This is a genomic window from Bifidobacterium sp. ESL0798, assembly GCF_029395415.1.
Taxonomy (GTDB): Bacteria; Actinomycetota; Actinomycetes; order Actinomycetales; family Bifidobacteriaceae; genus Bifidobacterium.
In genome coordinates this window covers 728,167-750,621 of the sequence record NZ_CP113914.1, presented here as the reverse complement: position 1 = coordinate 750,621, position 22,455 = coordinate 728,167, and the positions used below count along the sequence as shown (strand labels likewise).

General features: G+C 56.5%; 20 protein-coding genes. 5 read left to right on the top strand and 15 right to left on the bottom strand.

Annotated elements, in window-relative coordinates:
• Positions 1-32 precede the first annotated feature (32 nt).
• On the bottom strand, positions 33-1,205 hold the full coding sequence (locus tag OZX74_RS03100; protein ID WP_277157087.1) for a PatB family C-S lyase: 1,173 nt from the start codon (positions 1,203-1,205) through the stop codon (positions 33-35).
• A gap of 239 nt (positions 1,206-1,444) precedes the next feature.
• Between OZX74_RS03100 and OZX74_RS03095 the strand changes: the two genes are divergently transcribed.
• The 3 genes from OZX74_RS03095 to OZX74_RS03085 are packed head-to-tail and all read left to right on the top strand — an operon-like array spanning position 1,445 to position 3,014.
• Positions 1,445-1,798, top strand: a complete 354-nt coding sequence (locus OZX74_RS03095; protein WP_277157086.1) for a Rid family detoxifying hydrolase — start codon at positions 1,445-1,447, stop codon at positions 1,796-1,798.
• Between the two features lie 2 nt (positions 1,799-1,800).
• Positions 1,801-2,475: an MFS transporter gene (locus OZX74_RS03090; RefSeq protein ID WP_277157085.1), complete on the top strand. Its 675-nt coding sequence runs from the start codon at positions 1,801-1,803 to the stop codon at positions 2,473-2,475.
• 20 nt (positions 2,476-2,495) lie between these two features.
• On the top strand, positions 2,496-3,014 hold the full coding sequence (locus tag OZX74_RS03085) for an MFS transporter (RefSeq protein WP_277157084.1): 519 nt from the start codon (positions 2,496-2,498) through the stop codon (positions 3,012-3,014).
• A 100-nt stretch (positions 3,015-3,114) separates the two neighbouring features.
• Here the strand turns inward: OZX74_RS03085 and OZX74_RS03080 are convergent, their stop codons facing one another.
• The 11 genes from OZX74_RS03080 to OZX74_RS03030 all read right to left on the bottom strand — a co-directional run bounded on the left by OZX74_RS03080 (position 3,115) and on the right by OZX74_RS03030 (position 15,128).
• The gene (locus OZX74_RS03080; protein ID WP_277157083.1) at positions 3,115-3,846 is read right to left on the bottom strand and encodes a pseudouridine synthase; all 732 of its coding nucleotides are present in this window, start codon (positions 3,844-3,846) and stop codon (positions 3,115-3,117) included.
• Positions 3,847-3,852: 6 nt separating this feature from the next.
• On the bottom strand, positions 3,853-5,742 hold the full coding sequence (gene glmS / locus OZX74_RS03075) for a glutamine--fructose-6-phosphate transaminase (isomerizing) (protein WP_277157082.1): 1,890 nt from the start codon (positions 5,740-5,742) through the stop codon (positions 3,853-3,855).
• A gap of 70 nt (positions 5,743-5,812) precedes the next feature.
• The gene (locus OZX74_RS03070) at positions 5,813-6,637 is read right to left on the bottom strand and encodes an amino acid ABC transporter ATP-binding protein (RefSeq protein WP_277157397.1); all 825 of its coding nucleotides are present in this window, start codon (positions 6,635-6,637) and stop codon (positions 5,813-5,815) included.
• A gap of 53 nt (positions 6,638-6,690) precedes the next feature.
• Positions 6,691-7,680 carry an amino acid ABC transporter permease gene (locus tag OZX74_RS03065; protein WP_277157081.1) on the bottom strand — a complete coding sequence of 330 codons (990 nt, stop codon included), beginning with the start codon at positions 7,678-7,680 and terminating at the stop codon, positions 6,691-6,693.
• A gap of 284 nt (positions 7,681-7,964) precedes the next feature.
• A complete protein-coding gene (locus OZX74_RS03060) occupies positions 7,965-8,900 on the bottom strand; it encodes an ABC transporter substrate-binding protein (protein WP_277157080.1) in 936 nt (311 codons plus the stop codon).
• Positions 8,901-9,038: 138 nt separating this feature from the next.
• Positions 9,039-9,518 (bottom strand): SsrA-binding protein SmpB, encoded by a 480-nt coding sequence (gene smpB / locus OZX74_RS03055; RefSeq protein ID WP_277157079.1) that lies wholly within the window; start codon positions 9,516-9,518, stop codon positions 9,039-9,041.
• 131 nt (positions 9,519-9,649) lie between these two features.
• Positions 9,650-10,987 (bottom strand): CHAP domain-containing protein, encoded by a 1,338-nt coding sequence (locus OZX74_RS03050; protein WP_277157396.1) that lies wholly within the window; start codon positions 10,985-10,987, stop codon positions 9,650-9,652.
• A 128-nt stretch (positions 10,988-11,115) separates the two neighbouring features.
• Positions 11,116-12,039 carry a permease-like cell division protein FtsX gene (gene ftsX, locus OZX74_RS03045; protein WP_277157078.1) on the bottom strand — a complete coding sequence of 308 codons (924 nt, stop codon included), beginning with the start codon at positions 12,037-12,039 and terminating at the stop codon, positions 11,116-11,118.
• Positions 12,036-13,538: a cell division ATP-binding protein FtsE gene (gene ftsE, locus OZX74_RS03040; protein WP_277157077.1), complete on the bottom strand. Its 1,503-nt coding sequence runs from the start codon at positions 13,536-13,538 to the stop codon at positions 12,036-12,038. Before ftsE ends, ftsX begins: the two co-directional genes overlap by 4 nt.
• 93 nt (positions 13,539-13,631) lie before the next feature.
• A complete protein-coding gene (gene prfB / locus OZX74_RS03035; RefSeq protein WP_277157076.1) occupies positions 13,632-14,795 on the bottom strand; it encodes a peptide chain release factor 2 in 1,164 nt (387 codons plus the stop codon).
• Between the two features lie 201 nt (positions 14,796-14,996).
• Positions 14,997-15,128, bottom strand: a complete 132-nt coding sequence (locus OZX74_RS03030; protein WP_277146473.1) for a hypothetical protein — start codon at positions 15,126-15,128, stop codon at positions 14,997-14,999.
• A gap of 133 nt (positions 15,129-15,261) precedes the next feature.
• Here OZX74_RS03030 and dapD point away from each other — a divergent pair, with 133 nt between their 5' ends.
• The gene (gene dapD / locus OZX74_RS03025) at positions 15,262-16,266 is read left to right on the top strand and encodes a 2,3,4,5-tetrahydropyridine-2,6-dicarboxylate N-succinyltransferase (protein ID WP_277157075.1); all 1,005 of its coding nucleotides are present in this window, start codon (positions 15,262-15,264) and stop codon (positions 16,264-16,266) included.
• A gap of 101 nt (positions 16,267-16,367) precedes the next feature.
• Here dapD and OZX74_RS03020 read toward each other — a convergent pair whose 3' ends face one another.
• The 3 genes from OZX74_RS03020 to OZX74_RS03010 all read right to left on the bottom strand — a co-directional run bounded on the left by OZX74_RS03020 (position 16,368) and on the right by OZX74_RS03010 (position 19,851).
• A complete protein-coding gene (locus tag OZX74_RS03020) occupies positions 16,368-17,663 on the bottom strand; it encodes a citrate synthase (protein WP_277157074.1) in 1,296 nt (431 codons plus the stop codon).
• Positions 17,664-17,962: 299 nt separating this feature from the next.
• Positions 17,963-18,739: a type I methionyl aminopeptidase gene (map, locus tag OZX74_RS03015; protein WP_277157073.1), complete on the bottom strand. Its 777-nt coding sequence runs from the start codon at positions 18,737-18,739 to the stop codon at positions 17,963-17,965.
• Between the two features lie 218 nt (positions 18,740-18,957).
• On the bottom strand, positions 18,958-19,851 hold the full coding sequence (locus OZX74_RS03010) for a DUF308 domain-containing protein (RefSeq protein WP_277157395.1): 894 nt from the start codon (positions 19,849-19,851) through the stop codon (positions 18,958-18,960).
• Between the two features lie 473 nt (positions 19,852-20,324).
• Here OZX74_RS03010 and OZX74_RS03005 point away from each other — a divergent pair, with 473 nt between their 5' ends.
• A complete protein-coding gene (locus OZX74_RS03005) occupies positions 20,325-22,403 on the top strand; it encodes a M13-type metalloendopeptidase (RefSeq protein WP_277157072.1) in 2,079 nt (692 codons plus the stop codon).
• The last annotated feature ends 52 nt before the right edge of the window (positions 22,404-22,455 follow it).

Here is a 22,455-nt window from a genome sequence, read left to right as displayed (position 1 = left end):
TATCATTTTGCGTCAAAACTCTCAATTGCCAGTTACATCGACAACGCCTTTTCCAACGCGTCAAGCCCTGTTTGCATGGTAGCCTTCGGGCAGGCGATGTTCATACGAATATACAAACCGTCTTTGATGCCAAAACTTGACGTGGTTTCAGCACCGACACCACACTTGTCAAGCCTGTCCATCAAAGTCTTCTCATCGATTCCCAAATAGCTGACATCCAGCCACGTCAGATAGGTGCCTTGCAATTCAGCGAGATGAGCCTTCGGGAATTTCTCCTCGATCAGCTTCTTCTGCATTTGATAATTTCCCTCGATATACTGCAGGACATTCTCAAGCCACGGAACACCATGCTTATAGGCTGCGGTTATTGCCGCAATCACAAAGTTATTGGGAAGATCAGGATAGGTCGTGTAATCCTTCTCATCCTGCATATGCTTCATGATGTCAGGATTCTCGGAAATATAATAGCCGAGCTGCAACCCCGCCACGTTGAACGTCTTCGAAGCGGATTTCATGGTGATGACCTTGTCGAAGTCCATTTCCTTGGCAATCTTCGCAATCGGGGTGTAGTGATATCCCGGCATAATCAAATCGCTGTGAATGTCATCAGAGATGATAATGACATCGTGCGCTTTGCAGATTTCCACCATACGCGTCAATTCCTCTCGCGTCCACACCCTTCCCGTCGGGTTGTGAGGATTGCAGAGAATGAACATACGGACATGCTCGGACTCGATCTGCCGTTCAAACTCGTCAAAATCGACTTCATAGCCATGGTCGGTGTAATTGATACGATTGGCAACCAACTTGCGACGCGCACCAACAACGGCCGATTCGAAGAAGCCGTAAAGCGGGGTGAAGACGATGACAGCATCGCCCTCGTTGCTCATCGAACGAATGGCCATGGAAATTGCGTCAACGACACGAATGACAAACCCGATATTATCTTCTTGCAATTGCCAATCATTGCGTTCCTTGAGCCAGCCGGTGAAAACACTGGTATAGCTTTCGGCAGGCATTGCATACCCATAAATGCCGACTTTGGCCTGAGCCACAACAGCATCTATGACCTCCTGAGGGACCTTGAAATCCATGTCCGCGATGGACATGGGAGTAAGGTCAAGATTCTTGTAATCGAGCCCTATACCATCCCATTTGATGCTATAGGTATTCTTCCGATCGATTACCGTATCGAGAGAGTTCATAACTTACATCCTTTCAATTGATGCTTCATTGCAGTTTAAGCATAACACAAAATTATCATGATAATAATTTTTTCTTCAAAAAAGCAAATATTCTTGTTTTTCGAAGAAAAATGCCGATTTTGTGTTTTTTTAATAATAAGTTATTATTATTTTATTGTCCTTACACTAGAACAGGGCAGTGGCAAAGATGCTTTGTCCGCAGCTAAGAGCATCTTGCCCGTACAACGAAAGGCATATATATGACATCGCAAACAACTCCGTATTCATCTTGGCGCAAGGCCGGCGACACGTACTATATTTCCGGACAGCTTCCGCTGGATCCGGCAACCGGCGAATACCCGACAAGTATCGAAGATCAGACCACTAAGGCACTGAACAACCTGGAAGCGACTCTTGCCGATTTCGGTTGTACGCGGTCGGACATTATCAAAACAACTGTATTCCTGCGGGATTTCGCCGATTTCGCTCGATTCAACAAGGTTTATTCCGATTTCTTCGCCGCTCCCTATCCGGCTCGTAGCGCCTTCCAAGTGGCAGGCTTGGCCCAAGGTGCGAACATAGAAATCGAAGCCATCGCACAAAAGGAGTCATAATCATGGCGAAGAAATCAATTCTGAATAAAAAAACAGCGGGTATTTTGATCGGCATTCTGTTCCTTGCCATCATTTCCAGGTTCGATTCGATTATTTCCCCTTCTGTGGCGGAAATCCAAAGAAGTTTTCCCCACGATGATCCTTCGAAAGTCGAATCAGTGGTTTCCATCGGTGCTTCCGCGGCAATGGTTTCAGCCATCATTTTCGGCAAACTGATGGAAAAACTTTCCTTTAAAACCGTAGGAATAACGGGCTGCCTGTTCGTTGCCGTCGGTGGCCTAACTCCGATATTCCTGCATGGCAGCGTCAATCAACTGCTGATTTGCGCTATCGTCGCTGGTTTTGGAACGGGCATTATCACTACAATATTGCCCAGCTTGTCCTCACACTTCTTCCATGGAGAACAACTTTCCGGACTGATGGGCAAAATCGTCGCCATGCAGGATGGCTCCTCAATGATCATCATGTATCTCGGCGGCTTACTGGCAATGTCGGGATGGGTTCACAATTACTGGCTTTATGGCATAGCGCTCATCGCTCTTGTCTTCGTTGTTGTCTTCGTCCCAAGTGATTCCGTCAGTGATGAAGTGGAGGACGACCAAGACGAAGCCCATCTTAAGAAGGAGCCAAGCAAAGCATTCCGGCTATCGCCGCTTGCGAAATTCTGGGCTTCCTGAGCATCTTCCTGGTAGCGGTGATGTATAACAAACTTTCGATTTACGTGAGCACCTATCACCTCGGGGGCTCGGATTCGGCAGGCATGGCACTCATGTTCAATACAGGCTCATCCGTGGTCATCGGCCTGTTGATCAACCGAATCCAGAAGCTGTTCAAGAACTTCACCATTCCATTCGCTTTTACTCTGATGGGTATCGGCGCAATCCTCTTCATCTTCACGCGTTTCTTCCCGTTGGTCTGCCTCGCTGCTTTCCTCATCGGTTCCGGAAGCGCCATCATCATGACCAGGACGCCCTTCATGCTCTCCAACATCACCGAGAAGAAGCACTACCCGTTCGTAATGGGTCTGTTCTCCGCAATCACCAGTCTTGGCTTCACCATTTCCACCTGGTTCTTCAAGCTCGTTTCCGAAGCTTTCGGACTCGATCCGCTGATCGGAACCTTCTGGTGCATGCTTGCCATTTCCGTGGTCATGGTTGTCGTACTTATCGTCTTCAAGTTCCAGAAGAGAATCGAATCTCATTACATCTATGAGTGACCCTTTAAGATAAGGAAACGATAGTTCATATTGCTGCCACGAGTTTCAGAGCGAGTGCTTTGTTATTGCCCTGAAACTCGTGGCAGCCGCTTTCTCTCAATCATTGAAGGCGCGAAGTAAACAGCATAGGACGATGGCTGACCGGATCGATGAAACTCATGGACCGAGCCACGAGCCGGAGAGGGTTTGAGAAATCGGTATAATCGGGTTCGATGATTTCGGGGTACAAATCATCGCCCTTGATCGGCAGACCAAGCGAATTCATATGGACGCGCAGCTGATGGGTTTTGCCGGTTTTCGGATGAAGCATGTAACGCCGATACCCCTGGGCGACAACATTGCCGTCCGTTTCTCCCAATTCGATAACCGTTTCGGCGTTGACCTCGCCTGGAATCTCGTAAGCCTGCAGCCGGCCACGATCCTTGACGATATGCGAGCGCCGTTTCAGCGGGAATAGTGCAGGCGGATTGAGCCTTCCGATGGTCCCTGTTTTGGGTCGCACGATCGGCAAAGCCGGCGCGAGGCATTCATAGGTCTTTTGAACCCGATGCTCCTGAAACAGCATCTGGTAGGCCCCGCGCAGCTCAGGGTTGCGCACGAACAGCACCACCCCCGCGGTCTGGCGGTCGAGCCGATGCGCCGGCGTGATCTGAGATTCCCCAAACCGTTCGCGCAAGCGGACAAGCGCCGTCTGCCGGTACCACATCCCCCGCGGTGTGGTCGCGAGAAAATGCGGCTTGTCGACCACGATGATGTCGTTGTCCTCGTACAGAATCGTCAGCTCGAACGGCACTTCCGGCTCATCGAGCACAAACCGATGCTTGGATTGCAAATTCGTCTACTCGACAGTGACGGACTTGGCGAGGTTGCGCGGCTTGTCGACGTCGTAGCCTTTGAGCCTTGCCACATCGAGTGCGAACAGCTGCAACGGCACCACGTCGACCAACGGGCTCAACAAAGTCGCGCATTCGGGGCGCCAGAAGACGATATCCGCGTATTTCTCGGCATCGGGGTCACCCACCTCGGCCACGGCGATGGTGAAGGCACCACGCGCCTTGACCTCTTCAATGGAGGAAATGACCTTGTTGTGCAACACGTTGCGTCCACGCGAAGACGGGACGATGACGACAACCGGCTCACCGGGCTCGACCAGTGCGATCGGTCCGTGCTTGAGTTCGCCTGCGGCGAAACCTTCGGTGAAGGTATAGGCGATTTCCTTGAGTTTGAGCGCACCTTCCAGCGCCACCGGATAGCCGACGTGGCGGCCGAGGAAGAGGAAGGATTTGGCGTTCAGCAGCTTTTTCGCGGCATCATCTACAGTGCCGGCCTGGTTGTCGAGCACCCACTGGATCTTTGCGGGCATGGCCTTGAGCTGGTCCAGAATCTGATGGATTTCGTCGCGGTAGAGCGTGTTCTTGATCTGGGCGAAATACAACCCAAGCAGATATGCCGCCACGATCTGAGCGACAAAGGCCTTGGTCGAAGCCACCGCGATCTCGGGACCGGCGTGCGTATAGAGCACCGCATCGGATTCGCGCGGAATCGTGGAACCTTGTGTATTGCATATTGCCAGCACGCGCGAACCCTGCTCGCGAGCGTGGCGCAACGCCATCAGCGTATCCATGGTCTCGCCGGACTGCGAAATGGCGACCACCAGCGTACGTGGGGTCAGGATCGGGTCGCGGTAGCGGAATTCATGCGCCAACTCGACCTCGACGGGAATGCGCACCCAATGCTCGATGGCGTATTTGGCCACCATTCCTGCATAACTGGCGGTGCCACAGGCTACGACGATGATCTTGTCGATCTGCTTGAAAGCTTCCGGGTCGACGTGAAGCTCATCGAGTTTGATCGCTCCGGATTCATTGAAACGACCAAGCAACGTATTGCGCACCGCGGCAGGATCCTCATGGATTTCCTTGTCCATGAATGAGTCCCAGCCGCCTTTTTCGGAGGCACTGGCGTCCCAGTCTACGGTAAAACGCTTGGAATCGGTGATTGGGTTGCCGTCGAAATCGGTGACGGTGACGCTATCGCCGGAAATGCAGACCGCCTGGTCCTGATCGAGTTCCATCGCCTCTTTGGTGTAAGCGACGAACGCGGCGACGTCCGACCCCAGGAAGTTCTCACCATCGCCGAGGCCGATGACCAGCGGGGAATCATGGCGGGCGCCGACGACGATTTCGGGTTGGCGGACGTCAACGGCCAGAATGGTAAAAGCCCCGGAAAGCATACGTGCCATCCGTCGCAACGCCTCGAACAGGTCGGGCTTGCCGGTTTCCTTGATGATGATATTGGCGATCTTGCCCAGCAGCTTCGCGGCCACTTCGGTATCGGTGGCGGAGAGGAAGGTACAGCCTTCGGCCTGCAGGTCGAGCCGCAGTTTTTCGGCGTTCTCGATGATGCCGTTATGGATGATGGCGATCTTGCCGTCCTGGCTGGTATGGGGGTGCGCGTTGACGTCGCTCGGCTCGCCGTTGGTGGCCCAACGGGTGTGACCGATGCCCACGGTCGCAGCCGGCATAGGACTGCGTTCAAGGTCAGAGGCGAGATTGGTCAGACGACCGGATTTCTTGCGCACGGCTACGGCTTCCATACCGGGTGCCGCCAACGCGACGCCGGCGGAGTCATATCCGCGGTACTCAAGACGTTTAAGCCCCTGCATGCACACTTCCAACGGTTTCCCGCAAGCGGTCTCATTTCCTGCAAATCCAACAATTCCACACATAACGTTCCAGTCTACGTGATGCCCCTTAAACGCGACAGTACCCCCGCGAAAGTTTCACTATCTTTAACGCTTAGAGGACGTGGCTGAGGAAATCCTTGAAACGGGGCTCTTGCGGATTGTCGATGATTTCGGGACCGCCATGCTCTACGACCACGCCGCCGTCCATGAAGACGACCTGGTCGGCCACTTCGCGGGCGAATCCGATTTCATGGGTGACCACGATCATGGTCATGCCGGCGTCGGCCAACGAACGCATCACCGTGAGCACCTCGCCCACCAGCTCCGGGTCAAGTGCCGAAGTCGGCTCGTCGAAGAGCATGATGTCAGGGTGCATCGCCAAAGCGCGCGCGATGGCGACACGCTGCTGCTGGCCACCCGAAAGCTGCATCGGATAATAATCCGCGCGATCGGCCATACCGACGCGTTCTAGCTCAGCCATCGCCTCCTGCTTCGCCTTAGCCTTCGGGACCTTGGCGACATGCACCGGAGCATCCATCACGTTTTCGATCACCGTGCGATGCGGGAAAAGGTTGAAGCGCTGGAACACCATTCCGAGCTTTTCGCGCTGCTTGGCGATCTCCTTGTCGTTCAGTGTTTGTAGTTCGTCTTTGCCGCCGTGCTCGACGTGCTTATAGCCGATGAGCTCGCCGTCGACCTCGATGCTGCCGCCGGTCAGGGTTTCAAGTTGGTTGATCAGTCTCAGGAACGTGGATTTTCCGGAACCGGAAGGCCCCAGAATCACCGTCACCGTACCCGGCATCACCGTCATGTCGATGCCTTTGAGCACGTGCAGACTGCCGAACGCCTTGTGCACCTGCGTCGCCTTGACCGCAGGTACCGTAGCGCTGCCATCCACGGCTTTCGCGGCACCGCCAGACTTCTGCTGACCTGTCATGGTTTGCGTTTTCGTTTCATTCGTCACCATATCGTTCATCTCCGTCTCGTGCCTCAAGCGTTCAATCCGAGGAAGGTCGTCGCGCCTTCATGGCCTTCGGCCACTTTGGCCGACGGTTTTTCGTCTTTGGCATCGCCGCTGTCAGTGACATTGCCACTCGAGCTTTCGTTGAATCCCTTGCCGAAGTACCGCTCGATCCGTGCCTGCACCACCATCAGGATGGAAGTGATGATCAGATACCAGAAGCAGGCCACCATCAACAACGGAATCGGCTTGTAGATGCGATGGGCGATGGCGTCGGAGGCGAACTGGAGTTCAAGGCTGAACGGCACTGCCGACACCAATGAAGTGGTCTTCAACATGCTGATGACCTCGTTGCCGGTGGGCGGCACGATGATACGCATGGCCTGCGGCAGAATCACCCGGCGCATGATCATGGTCCGTGGCATGCCGAGCGCCTCTGCGGCCTCGCTCTGACCGGGGTCGACGGCTTCAAGGCCGGCGCGCACGATCTCGGCCAGATACGCGGATTCGTTCAACGCCAATCCCAGCATCGCCGCAAGGAATCCGGGGGCGATGAGGTTGTTGAGCTGTTCGGTCTTCATCTGCCAGAAATTGATCTTGGTGAAGGGAATGCCGAGCGAAAGGGTCGGAATCAGTACCGCGAACAACCCCCAGAACACCAGCTGCGTGTAGATAGGCGTGCCACGGAAGAACCAGATCCAGAACCAGCTGACCCCGCGCAACACCGGATTGACGGACTTGCGCATCACTGCCAGCAGCACGGCCAGCACGATGGCGATGAGCATGGAGGTGACCGTCAAAACGAGCGTCCAGCCGATGCCGTTCAGGACATGCTCGTTGAACAGGTACTTCCAGACGGTCGGCCACTCGAAGTTGCCGTTGGTAATCATGCCATGCACCAACAGCACCGCAAGGAACGCGACGATGATACCTGCAATCAGGGAGCCGGGACGATGGACCGGCCTTGCATGGATCCGATTGGGGATGTCAAGCCCATCCGATTCATTGTTATGTACCATAACGTTTCCACCTCTCCCGTAACTGCCTTTTCACCGGCAAACCGACATCGACTACCACTACAGAACGTCAACAAACCTATATGTATAATATACGATACTACGCATAATCGTACGGTCGTCTCATATTCTAAAAACTCGAAAGCCATTCCGACCGGCGAACCAATGGCGATTTTGCCGTTATCGATCAACCGTTCGCCGGCAACCGTCGACTCCGGAATGCCGATACAACAATCCGACCGATGCCCAATACAAGCATCGGTCGGATTGCATACGCCCAGCTTAAACTACTTGATGTCGTCGTAGTTGTTGATCTTGGCCTCTTTGACAGCCCCGGATTCGCTGCCCCAGGACTTGAGGATCTTCATATACGTGCCATCATCGATCAGCTTCTGAATCGCGGCCTGAACGGCCTTTGCGGTCTGCATGTCGCCCTTCTTGACTACCACGGCCTCGGGAATCTGGTTGAAGGTCTTGCCAAGGAATTCAAGCCCACCGTCGCTCTTCTTGACGGCGTAGCCGGAAACCGGAGAATCGGCGAGGAACGCATCGGCCTTGCCAGTTGAGACGTTCGTGGCCACCACAGTCTGCTCCTTCATCGATTGGACATCGATGGCTTTCTTGCCGGAGGCGGTGCACTGGGAATTGAGTTTCTTGACCGTGGTCTCCTGGACGGTGCCGGTCAGCACCGCAACGCTGCTGCCGCAGAGATTGTCGGTAGAGAGCTTCTTCGGATTGCCCTTCTGGACGACGAAGGAGGAACCGACGTTGAGGAACGAAACGAACTCGCCGGCTCCCTTACGGTCGGGAGTGACGGTGAATCCGGACATGCCGGCATCGTACTTCGAGCCGATGCCCGGCAGGATGGAATCGAACTCGGCGGTGGTCGCCTCGAACTTCAACCCGAAAATGGCCGAAATTGACTTGGCCAAGTCCATTTCATAGCCGATCGGGGTCTTGCCGTCCTTGTCGAGGAATTCGGCAGGTGCATAATCCGGAGAAACTCCGATGGTGAATTTGCCGTCCTTCTTGATGGAATCAGGCAACATGGCGGCGATCTTGGCATCTTTCTTGACCGAGCTGGTGTTGGAGGCGCTGCTCTTCGGGGTCGCGCTCTGGTCGCTTTCGTCGGTGGTGCCGCAGGCGGCAACGCTGGCCAGCATCGCAGTGGCGCAGATCCCTGCCAACACGACCTTTGCTTTTTGGGAAATATGCAATGACATCTTGAGTCCTCTCTGGGGCGGACCGGCCGGATGTCCCGCTCGCTTTGACTAATTGCATAATATACTAACATACGTATTTATGCAAAAACTCGTCTCAGTAAGTGGACATCCAGAATGAGAATAAAACCTGGCTAAATCTCAGCGCACCAGCTTGTTCTTGTAGCGCATCGCTCGCAACGCCTCGCGCTTGTCTTCCGCCTCGCGCAGAGCCTGACGCTTGTCGTATTCCTTCTTGCCTCGCGCCAAGGCGATCTCGGCCTTCACACGGCCGTCTTTGAAGTAAAGGCTCAACGGGACGATGGTGTAACCCTTGGCCTCGGTCTGGCGGCTGAGCTTGGCGATCTGGGAGGCATGCAGGAGCAACTTGCGCTTGCGCTTGGGAGCGTGGTTGTTCCAAGTACCGTTGAGATATTCGGGGATGTTCGCGCCCTCCAGCCACATCTCGCCGTTACGGTCGATGGAGACGAATGATTCGGCCAGCGATGCCCGCCCCTCGCGCAGCGACTTGACTTCGGTGCCGGTCAATACCAGACCGGCCTCATAATGGTCTTCGATGGTGTAGTTATGCCGCGCCTTGCGATTCTGCGAGATGAGCTTCGTACCTTGTTCCTTTGCCATGCCTCTCCCCTTTTCGCCCTGTTCCCTTGATATTCGATATGCCCGACCATAGCACAAACGCGCCACCCGGCGGGGCAGCGCGCTTGCATGTTCTACTTGCTGAAATTGACTGATATATCGAGGTTCATCAATCAGTGGATGAACTGGTATTTACTGGCACCATACACCGTCTCGTAGGCCGGGAAGGTCGCGAAACCTGTACCGCCTTCGGAGATGAACACGGATCCGTCGCCGTTCACACGTTCCACAATGGCCACGTGGCCATAAGCGGCGCTTACCGGACGATAACCCATGGAACCGGTGATGATCGAACCAGGAGTGAAGACCATGGCATCACCGACGCGCGGCGAGTTGTCGACTGCCCAGCCCATGCTGCGGGCGGTAGCAGCCCATTGGCCGCCGTTGCCCATGGAGCCCGTGACCGGCTTGCCGAGTTGATTACGGCGCATCCATGCCCAAAGCGTGCACTGACGAGGCGGATACGGGGCACGACCACCACCAGTGGAAGGCCTCGCTGGAACAGGGGCCGGAGCAGGTGCGGGGCGCGAACCACCGCTGTTGCCGCCTGAAGAATGCGAAGAGCCACCGGAATGGCTGTTGTTCCAAGTCTGACCAGTGGAATGCGCGTTGTAGTTCTGGTTGTAGGCAGCAGCCGCCGCCGCGGATTGCGCATCGATCTGCGCCTTCAGTGAGACCATCTGCGCCGCCGCCCTTGCAGAATCGGTGGTCAGTTGGCTCTGCTGGCTCTGCAGATAATCACGCTGGCTCATGCCTTGGGTGAGCAAGGACTGCAGACTGCTCTGCTTGGCCTGCGCGGTCTGTGCCGCCTGTTGCGCCGTGGCCGCGTCGCTGTCGGCCTGGACCTTGAGCTTGGAGATCTGATCCTCGATCGCATCAAGGCGCTGCTTGCGGTTCATGGAGGAGTTCAAGGTGTTGGCGTCTTCATCCGCGGCATTGGCCTCGCTGCGCTTGACGGCGGCCTGGGACTGCATCTTGTCCACGAAAGCCTGAGTAGTAGACGACTTGGTGACCACATCCATGACCTGCGTGGCCTGTGTGGCGTGGAAACTGTCGCGCGCGACCTCGGCCACGCCGGCCTTCGCGTCATCGTAGTCGATACCCGTTTGCTTGATCTTGGCCTCGAGATCATCCTTGTCTTTGATGGCGGCGTTGAGACGATCCGTAGCGGACTGAGCGGCGGTCTGCGCCTGGGTGGCGTTGCCTTGCGCATCGTCGGCCGCCTGCTGTGCCGCCGGAATCTGGTTATCGGTCAGGTCGTTGAGTTCGATAATCTTATTTGCCAGATCCGAATTGACACCGGCAAGCTGAGCGCGCAGATTGTTGGTCTCCTGCTGCTTCTGCCGATAATCCCCCCATGTGGCAGCTTCGGCCGTTTCCGAGTTGACACTAAACTCCGCAACGGCGCCAGCCAGAAGCGTGGCGACGGCAAGCACCATCCCCACAAACATACGCAAACGTCGAGTGACTTTCAGCAAGACAACACCTTTCTTCAGTAACGCAATACAACCACTGTGACAAATACCTGCCACCAAGCAAGAAGTGAGTCTATCACAGTATAATAGCAGGTCCCCGGATCCTAGACCCGGAGATATCGTCGTAAGGATACCGTCGAGACGATCGCGGAAAGCAGCATCGCGCCGACAATCAGCGCCGGAGCCATCAGCCACACCGTCGCCTGATTGACGAACGGCATCCACTGCACCGTCTTGGCAAGCCAATCCGTGATGAACAATTTGACGATGGCGCTCAATGCCACACACGAGAGCAACGAGCCCAAGAGCGAGGCCAAAACCCCTTCAAGCACGAACGGCAATCGAATCGTCCAATTCGAGGCTCCGACCAAACGCATGATCTCCGTCTCGTTTTTTCTGCTTGCCGCGCTCATACGTATGGTGATCGCCGTCAGCAGGACAGCCACGACGACCATCACCCCTGCCAGAACCAACGTGACCGCAGTGCCTTTGTTGAGCACCGCGAAAACAGGGTCGAAGATCTGCCGCTGATCGAGCACCTCTTCAACGCCTTGGCTTCCTGAAAGCGTCTCCGAGACCTCCTGGTATTTGGTGGGGTCTTTGAGCTTGAGCCTCAATGAATCCTGCATATCCGCAGCCGTCAGGGTACGGCCCTGGTAGATGCCGTTGGGATATTGCTTGAGGAAGGTGTTCTTATAGAAATCCTCACGGCTTTCGTACGAAATCTTCGAGACCACCTTGCCCAGCTCGTCATGAATCTTGTTCTGCAGCGCGATGATCTCCTTCTGGGTCGGAGCCTTGCCAGCCGAGCAATTGGCGGCCTGGCTGGTGCCGTCAGGGCAAAGCCAGACTACGACTTCGACCTCCTTGTACCAGTCCCCTTTGGCGCGGGTGATCTGCGCCTGCATCAGGCCTGAAGCACCGATGAAAAGGAAGGAAATAAACGTGACCAGAAGCACGGAAAGAATCATCGAGACATTCTGTCTCAGACTCGTCCATGTCTCCGAAAGGATAAACCGTGCTCTCATTTGCGCTCCCCCGCAATCTTGCTGTTGTTACGGCCTTGTGCGTCCTGAACCTGTGTTGTTTGCTCGCTTTTGCCTGCGGTAGGCTTCGCTTTCGATTTTGCCTGCGATGGCGGAACCGGGGGCGCGGGCAGAGAAGGCGCTTTGGCCTTTGCCTTTGTGTTTTTTACGGCATTTTCCGAATTTTTGATATTCTGCGAGCCTTTCGCAATTCCAGCCGTCTGCGTATTGGTGGCATTGGCTTTTGATTGCCTGCCTTGCCGTTCTGCAGTGGACGCCCTGCCCGTAATGCGTGCCGCATTGCCGGCCTTCGCGATGTCTGAGGTCTTCGAAATCCGCGAGGCCGAGGACTTGGACTGCGTATTTTCCCCAGCCGCTGAAGACGAAGAGGCATTGCCCCGCCCCGGGCGTTTCGCCTGTCCGGATTTTCCGGCTTGCCCGTCCTGTTTCGAATCAGATACGGGTTTGTTCGCACTGGTCATTTCCTCAGGCGTCAGGCCCTTGCCCCACGTCATCGTGGTTTCCGCCGGTTGGAACACCTCGCCGTAACGTCCTGTCCTGCCGGAATGCATGGCATTGGCAAGGCGGGCGATGCCCTCGTTTCCCCCGGTTCCGTTGGCTACGGCATCGGTGACGGCGTCCATGGCCTGCGTGGCCACCACGGAACGGTCATCGACGGGTTGCGCATTGGCGGCTTGCTCTGACGTTGCCGATATGGCGTTGACGGGTCTCTGCGATCGCTTGAATTTGCTGGCGGCAGGATCGATGACCCGTTTCGCCTTCGATTCGACTTCGGCGTCCGGGAAGTATCTGGCGGAATCGTAGCTGCCCTTGGCTTCGTCGCGTACGATTTTGCCGGCATGCAGCTCGACGACGCGCTTGCGCATGGAGTTGACGATTTCCTCGTTGTGCGTGGCCATGACGATGGTGGTGCCGGTGCGGTTGATGGCGTCGAGCACTTCCATGATGCCGAGCGATGTGGTCGGATCAAGGTTTCCGGTCGGTTCGTCGGCCAAGAGAATCTGCGGATGGTTGACGTAGGCTCGGGCTATGGCCACACGCTGCGCCTCACCGCCGGAAAGCTCGTGCGGGTAGTTCTTTTCCTTACCGGTAAGGCCTACCGTCTCAAGGACTTTGGGCACCAGTGACTTGATGGTCGACCGCCTGGTGCCTATAACTTCGAGCGCGAACGCGACGTTCTGCCAGACCGTTTTGTTGTTGAGGAGCTTGTAATCCTGGAAAATAAACCCAATCGAACGACGATATTGCGGAATCTGACGGGCGTTCAGGCGACGCAGGTCGTTGCCGGCCACGCGGATTTCACCGTCCGTAGCCTCTTCCTCACGCAACAGCAGGCTTAGCAATGTCGTTTTCCCGGAACCCGAAGCACCTACCAAAAAGACGAAATCGCCGCGTTCGATGTCGAGATTGATATGGTCCAAGGCCGGCCGTGTGCCCTTGGGATAGATCTTGGAGACCTTGTCCAATGTGATCAACGCCATGATGCCGTTTCCTTACTGTTTGCCGCTCGAATTCAAGTCTAAGAACATCACTATCGCAGATTGTCCCTATTGTGCCGAAATAGCAGAAATTCTTTACTTTTTACCGTTTTCGTTGTTTTTGCCCTCGGACTGTTCGGCCTCAAGCGCGGCCTGACGGCGCTGCTCGTGACGCCAGCGGATGCCCGCATCGATGAACCCGTTGATGTCACCGTCGAAAACGGCCTGCGTCTGGCTGGTCTCGTAACCGGTGCGCAGATCCTTGACCATCTGATAAGGATGCAAAACATAGGAACGCATCTGGTCGCCCCAGCTGGCCTTGATGTCTCCGGCGAGCTCCTTCTTTTTCTTGGCTTCGGCCTCGTGACGGAGGACCAGAAGGCGGGACTGAAGCACCGCCATGGCGGCGGCACGGTTCTGTATCTGGCTGCGTTCGTCCTGCATGGTCACCACGATGTTGGTGGGCAAATGGGTGATGCGTACCGCGGAATACGTGGTGTTGACGCCCTGTCCGCCAGGGCCTGACGAGCAATAGGTGTCCACACGGATATCGGAATCGGGAATGTCGATATGATCGGTTTCCTCGACCAACGGCACCACCTCGACGGCGGCGAAACTGGTCTGGCGACGGCCCTGGTTGTCGAACGGCGAGATGCGGACCAGACGATGCGTGCCGCCCTCGACGGACAGACGACCGTAGGCGTAAGGGGCATCGACCTGGAAGGTGGCCGACTTGATACCCGCTTCCTCGGCGTAGGAGGTGTCCATCACCTTGGCCTTGTAGCCATTGCGCTCGGCCCAACGCATATACATACGCAGCAGCATCTGCGCGAAGTCGGCCGCATCCACGCCGCCGGCACCGCTTCGGATGGTCACCACGGCGCTGCGCTCATCGTATTCGCCGTCGAGCAACGTCTGGATCTCCATCTCGTCGAGATCCTTCTGCAAGTCATCGACGCCCTTCTGAGCCTCTTTCATCGAGTCGGTGTCGCCTTCTTCCTGACCCAACTCGTAAAGCGTCTCGATGTCATCGAGCCGCTGTGAAAGCGCGTTCAGCTTCTTGATCAGCCCCTGTTTGTTGGACAGTCTGCTGGTGATCTTTTGCGCGTTCTCGACGTCATCCCACAGGTTCGGCTGCGACGCCTCCTGCTCCAACTCGTCGACCTCGGACTTGAGACGCTCGACGTCCAACGCCTTTTCGATCGTCTCATATTTGGTACGCGCTTCGCCCAGTGCCTGGGAAAAATCAAATTCTGCCATTGCTTTCCACCTTATCGTTATTCACTGAAAATTCTCTGACACTCGTCACCGCAAGGCCACCGGATATTCCATTCCGATTCCCAGTCCTTGTATCTTGTCTGCTTGCCGAGGCGCATATTCATTGCTTCCAATCAATAGTACGCCGCGGAACCAGTCGCTTTTGACTGTCGAGACCTCACCGTTATCATCAATGCAAAATCGTCAAAGACCCGCATATATAGCAGGAATGACCAAAGCGAGCAGCATGGCTGCGGCCACGACGATGCAGATCGCCCGCACGATGTTGCGGCGACGGCTTTCGCGGCGTTCGCGTTCTTTCCTGTAATCACTCACAATGTGTCATTGTATCGAGCATGCGGGATTTAGTTCTTGGACCTCGGCTTCTGAGCTTTACGCGGACAAAAATACAGGTTTGCGCTAGATTGGAAACATATTCATTTCACCGATGTAGCTAGAAGGAGCAGGTATGAGTGATGAACGGACGGCTTGGGGCTGGGGCCTGGCCTCGATCGATGAGGCGGGCAACACGCTGGATGTGTGGTATCCGCAGTTGGGAATGGGCGCGGCACCCGATGAGGCATCTCGACCGAAGCATGGGTTCGGGACCTTGGCTTATGACCGGCCGGACGCCCGCGGCGTGCGCCGTCAGCCCGTATTCACCGTCTCCTCGCTCGACTCTCCTATCGTCGACGCGGCCGACGCCTACCTGCGCCTGCACCTGCTGAGCATGTGCATGGTCGAACCGAACACCATCAATCTCGACGGTATCTTCGCGGTACTCGCCAACGTCGTGTGGACCAACTACGGGCCGTTCGCCGCCGAAAACTTCGCGCTGCGCAAACTGGATGTGATGAACGCGGTGGCGAAGGCAGGCAACGTGGCAGGCGGCATGCCTACCCCCCGAGTGGATGTCAACGTGCTCGGCGTCGACAAGTTCCCGCGCATGGTCGACTACGTGGTGCCTGAAGGCGTGCGTATCGGCGACGCGGACCGCGTACGTCTCGGCGCTCATCTGGCGGCCGGCACGACGGTGATGCACGCCGGCTTCGTCAATTTCAACGCCGGCACGCTCGGCACCTGCATGATCGAAGGACGGGTCTCGCAGGGCGTCACCGTCGGCGACGGGTCGGACGTCGGCGGCGGCTCGTCGATCATGGGCACGCTTTCCGGCGGCGGCAAGCTGCGCAATTCCATCGGCGAGCACAGCCTGTTGGGCGCCAATGCCGGCATCGGCATTTCTCTGGGCGACAACTGCGTGGTGGAAGCGGGACTTTACGTCACCGCCGGCACGAAGATCACCATTCACGACAAGGCCAAGATCGCCGCGGGTGAGCCGCTGGAAGTCGTCAAGGGTTCCGAGCTTTCAGGCAAAGACAATATCCTCTTCATCCGCAATTCGGTGACCGGCACCATCGAAGCCCGTTATCGCAAGGTCGGCATCGCCTTGAACGAGAAGCTGCACAAGAACTAAGGCTTTGCAGATCGGTAGCATAAAGGTCGGTCGATAGCACTGAGAAACGTTGGTATTCCAACGATGTCACGAAGCTATCGACCGACCTTTTGTTGCTTTATTCAGCGCTGGTCCATCGGCACATAGTCCCGTTCGACCTCGCCGGTATAGACCTGACGCGGCCGGCCGATCTTGGTCTGCGGATCGGCAAGCATCTCGCGGTATTGCGCAATCCAGCCGGGAATGCGTCCGAGCGCGAAAAGCGGGGTGAACATCGGAGCGTCGAAGCCGATGATCCGATACAGCAGGCCGGTGTAGAAATCGACATTGGGATACAAATGACGTGAAACGAAATAATCGTCGTGTGTGGCGATGTCCTCGAGCTGTGTGGCAATGTCGAACAACGCGCGTTCATCTGCCGGAAGACGGTTGTCGACGTCGCCTCGCGCCATAAGCTGCTGAAGATAATGCTTGGCGACCACTGCCCGCGGATCATGGCATTTGTAGACGCGATGGCCGAAACCGGAAATGCGGGCGCCAGTGCCTTTCGCTTTTTCGACAAACCGGCCGACGCTTTCGCCTGAATCGCGGATGACCTCGAGTTGCTTCAGCACTGCCTCATTGGCTCCTCCGTGAAGCGGGCCGGACAGGGCGTTGACGCCGGCGGCCACCGCCGAATAGAGGTTGGCATGGGCGCTTCCTGCGATACGCACCACGGAAGTCGAGCAGTTCTGCTCGTGATCGGCATGGATGATAAGCAGGCGTCCGAGCGCGTGAATCGACAGATCGTCCGAAACATAGGGTTCGTAAGGCACGGCGAAACACATGCGCAGGAAATCGTCGACATAGCCGCGGGCGATATCCGGGTAGAGCATCGGTTCGTCACGACGGCGACGGTAGATGTAGCTGACGATGGTGCGGGCCTTGGCCATGATGATGCGCGCCGATTCGTCCAGCTGATCCGGGTCACTGATGTCGGTGGTGTCCGGATAGAAGGCGGCCAGTGCGTTGATGGCGGATGCCAGCACGCTCATGGGCTGGGCCGTGCGCGGGAACGCGGCCATGAAACTGCGGAAATCCTCGCCCACCATCGTACGGTGGTTCAGATCGAGGCAAAACTGCTCGTATTCCGCCTTACTCGGCAACTCGCCATGCTGCAAAAGCCAAGCCACTTCGAGAAAATCAGACTGTTCGCACAGCTGCTCGATCGGGTAGCCACGATAGCGCAGGATGGACCTCTGACCGTCGATGAAGGTGATTTTCGATTCGCATTGGGCTGTGGTCAAGAATCCGGGGTCAAGGGTGACGAACCCGTCGTTTTTAAGGCTGGAGACCACGATGCCGTCCGCCCCTTCCGTGGCTTTGACCACTGGCAAATCGAACTTGCTCGCGTCGACATTGAGTTTTGCCTCCACCATGACATTCCGCCTTCCTTTGCCGCTCTGATTCGCGGATACCGTTCGATTTTCTGCATCAACAGACAAATCCGAAAGCATTGCCGCAACCGATCAGGGATTGAACATACCTTATTTCATCAATGTAAACTGCGGCAGCCAATGTCCACGTTGCGTACATTGCCAATTTCGGGGTGGCGCTTGAGGCGGGAACGCAGGCCTTGCCGCACCTTCAAAGACAAAAACGGCATCCGCGCTTTATATTGCGGATGCCGCTTGGCATACAAGGCTTGTCGACAAGGACCGTCGAGCCGGGCCGGCGATTACTCGCGAACGGTCAGGATCTCCGGGCCGTTGTCGGTGATGGCGATGGTGTGCTCGCTGTGGGCGCCGTTGGAACCGTCGGAGCTGCGCAGCGTCCAGCCGTCCTTCGCGTCCTGATAGATCTCGTCGGTGGTCTTCATGAACCATGGTTCGATCGCGATCGTCAGGCCCGGGCGAAGCTTATAGCCGTGGCCTGCCTTGCCGTCGTTCGGGACGAAGGGATCGCCGTGCATGACGTGGCCGATGCCATGGCCGCCGAATTCCATGTTGACGGTGTAGCCATGCTCGTGCGCCACGTCGCCGACGGCTGCAGACACATCGCCAAGCCGGTTGCCGGATTGCGCCGCCGCGATACCGGCCGCGAGCGCCTCTTCGGTGCATTTGATGAGCGCAATGTCTTCAGGATTCGGATCCTTGCCGACCACGAAGCTCACCGCGGAGTCCCCGCACCATCCGTCGACGCTGATGGCCAGGTCGAGGCTCACCAAGTCGCCGTCCTTAAGTGCATAATCATAGGGAACACCGTGCAGCACGGCGTCGTTGACCGAAGTGCAGATGTAATGCTTGAATGGGCCGGTGCCGAAATCGGGGGCGTAATCCACGTAGCAGGATTCGGCGCCCTTGCGGCTTTCGATGCGACGGCGCACGAGGTCGTCGATCTCCAGCAGGTTGGTGCCGACCTTGGTGGTTTCCTGCAGCTCCTTCAAGATGCTGCCGACGAAACGGCCGGCCACCTTCATCGAAGCGATTTCCTTTGGCGTTTTCAATTCGATCATGTCTTCACCCTACTTCGCCGTTCAAACATATTTGAGAAATCCTTGCGTCTGAGTAGAAGGCGAATCCATGTGGAATAATTCCAAAATCTTGCTGTACGACAATGCCCTGGCCGGCTGAATCGAGGTTCAGCCGGCCAGGGCATGATTTCACATCGTTATGGTGTCGTCAACGTTCGTGAAAAACGTTGTGCTGCACGGTTCTATAACGATCCTTGCAGTCAGTGTTTGCCGAAGCGGAAGGCGCGGATGATGGCCAGGATGCCCATGACCGCCATGGCCACGCCGGCGAAAACGACCAGTATGATCACCGACGCGAACGGCGAGAAGAGCACGACGATACCGGCGAGAATGGAGATGATGGCGTAGAAGATGGCCCAGCCGGACTTCGGCAGACGCCAGGTTTCGACCAACGCCATCACACCTTCCATGATCCAGCCGATACCGACGGTAAGGGTGACCAGAATCGTCAACATGGCCGTCGAAAGAACGGTGTTCTTGAGCATGACCACGCCGCCGATCACCAGAATGATGCCGACGATGATATCAAGCACACGCCAGCCGCCCGGCAGCCCGTTTTCGGCAATCGCGCCGATGATACGGATGACGCCGGAAACCACGAAATAGATGCCCAGGGCGATGGCCACGGCCACCAGCGTCTTGCCGGGCCAGATCAGCAGCGCCAGGCCAAGCAGCAGCGCGACCACGCCGACCACACCGTAGACAAAACGAATGGTCTTCTTCGCCTGGTTCGGCAGCCAATCCTCGGCCAGCTTGAAGGGGTTCAGACGCCACCATTCATTGCTGCCCGGCTGGGCCGACTGCTGGTTGAAACGGGGAGCGCCCGCCCTCGGTCCGCCATTGTTGGTCTGCCCGCCGTTCGGCCCGTATTGGTACTGGCCGTTCTGGTTGACGTTGGCATAAGGGTTGCCGTTGACGTAAGGATTGCCGTTCTGATATTGCTGACCATACTGGTTCGGATCGGCGGCATAGGGGCCATAGCCGTTCGGACCATATCCGTTGGAAGCCTGATTCGGGCTTTGGCCTTGCCCGTTGTACGGTCCTTGGTTGGGATTCTGCCCCTGACCGTTGTACGCGTACGGATTGGCGTTCACACCGCTCTGCGCAGTGCCTGCCTGATTGCCATTGTATTGGTATTGGCCATAACTCTGCGTTGTTCTGATTGGCATTTTGGGCATTGGCATTTTCGTTTTCGGACTGGCTCTGGTTGCCATTCATGGCGTTGGGATTCGGCGCATAGGCTCCATATTCCTGTTGCCCGGTCGGTTGGCCGTTCGACTGTCCCTGATCGCTGCCACTGTTTTCGCCCACGTTCGAATTATTGTCATTCATATTGGCGTCTGACATATCGACTCCTTTTCCACTTGTCGTCGCCACCATCAAATCATATAGTGGCGCTTCACTTTAACTACCATGTCATTCAACAGATGAAAGACAAAAGCTATTCCTTGACTATTGGTTTGGCCCTGAACTTGGCACAACCGGGTATAAAAACCAACCGGCTGACCAACGGTTTTTCTTTTATTCAGCGCAGCTTCTTGTCAACAAACGCCGATACAGTAGAGCCATGTCTACACCTTTGATTTCAGGCCTTGATACGACCTCATTCTCCAGCACCATCAGCCCCGGCGACGACCTGTTCCGTTTCGTCAACGGCCCGTGGATCGACACCTACGAACTACCGGATGACCGTTCGCGCTACGGCGCTTTCGACAAGCTCGCCGAAGACTCGGAAAGCCAGGTTCGCGACATTCTCGAAGACGAGCACTGCCCTGCGCACAAGTCCCAAAGCCTCTACCACGCATTCCTTGATACCGATGCCATCGAAGCCGCTGGCATCAGCCCCATCAAGGACGCGCTCGACCGCATCGACCATGCCGCCGACAAGTCGGAACTGACAAAAGCACTAGGTGGCTTGAGCACGGTCGGCGGCCCCGACTTCTTCGATTGCGGCGTCTACGGCGACCCCGGCGACCCGGAGCACAACATCCTGCACATCGAGCAGGGCGGTATCGGTCTGCCCGACGAAGCCTACTATCGCGAAGACCATTACGCGCCGATCCGCGAGCAATACGTGCACATGGTGGCGAAGCTCCTGATGCTCGCCGGCTATGGAGACAGCGCGAAATCCGAGGCAGATGCCAAGCGCTTCCTGGAGGTCGAGACCAAGATCGCCTCGAACCATTGGGACAACGTAGCCACCAGGGACTCGCAGAAAACCTATAACCCCACTGATTTCGCGGATCTCACCTCGGCGCTCTCGCACTACGATATCGTTGCATGGATTGAGGCATGGCAAGAAGCTTACAACGCTCTGCCGGCCTCAAAAACCCAACCCTTGGATCTCAAAGCCGCGTTCAGGCGCACCATCGTGCATGAGCCGAGCTTCCTTTCCGGATTCGACAAGTTCTGGGACCTCAGCGAGCTCGAGGACCTGAAGCTTTGGGCACGAGTGACGATGATCAGCGCAGCGGCGAGCACGCTGAGCCGGGATTTCGACAAGACCCAGTTCGATTTCTACGGCCGCGTGCTTTCAGGCGCCAAGCAGCAGCGTGACCGTTGGAAGCGCGGCGTCTCACTGGTCAACGGTATCTGCGGCGAAGAAGTGGGACGCGAATACGTCCGTCTTCACTTCCCCGAAAACTCCAAGAAACGGATGGAACAGCTGGTCTCCAACATCATCGAAGGCTATCGCGTCTCCATCTCCGGGAGCAGCTGGCTTGGCGAGGCAACCAAGGCGAAGGCGCTTGAAAAGCTTTCGAAGTTCACCCCGATGATCGGCTACACCAACCATTGGCGCGACTACACCGCTCTTGACATCAAGCCCGAAATGAGCCTGATGGAGGATCTCAACGCGGCGGTCGCCTATGAAACGGGCTTCCAGTTCTCGAAGATCGGCCAGGTCGTGGACCGTGAGGAATGGCTGATGAACCCGCAGACCGTCAATGCCTACTACGAGCCGTCCATGAACGTCATCGTCTTCCCTGCAGCCATTCTGCAACCGCCGTTCTTCAACCCGGATGCCGATGACGCCGCAAACTACGGAGGCATCGGCGCGGTCATCGGCCACGAGATCGGGCACGGATTCGACGACCAGGGCAGCCAGTACGACGGCGACGGCAAGCTCAACGACTGGTGGAGCGCAGACGACAAGGCGAACTTCCAGAAACTCACCACGGCACTGATCAACCAGTACAACGGATTCATCCCCTCTCAGCTTCAGGAGAAGTACGCCGATGAGCTGAGCCAAGCCCCACACGTCAACGGCGCGTTGACCATCGGCGAGAACATCGGTGATTTGAGCGGCGTCAACATCAGCCTCAAGGCCTACGCTTTCGCACTGGACAAGGCCGCCGGTCGTGCCATCGACGGTTCGCCGGAAGCGGTCGCGGCATCGCTGACGAGCGCTCCGGAAATCGAGGGATACACCGGACTGCAGCGTTTCTTCCTAAGCTATGCCTCTATCTGGCGCACCGCGCAACGCGAGGAGCTTACGGAACAGTATCTGCAGATCGATCCTCACTCCCCCGCCGAATTCCGCACCAACGGCATCGTGCGCAACGTCGACCTCTATTACCGGGCATTCGATGTCAAGCCCGAAAACAAGCTGTGGCTGGCACCTGAACAGCGCGTATCCATCTGGTAGCCGATAATTCAAGCGTTTCCTCACTGCAGATAACAGATTAGCAAGGAAACGC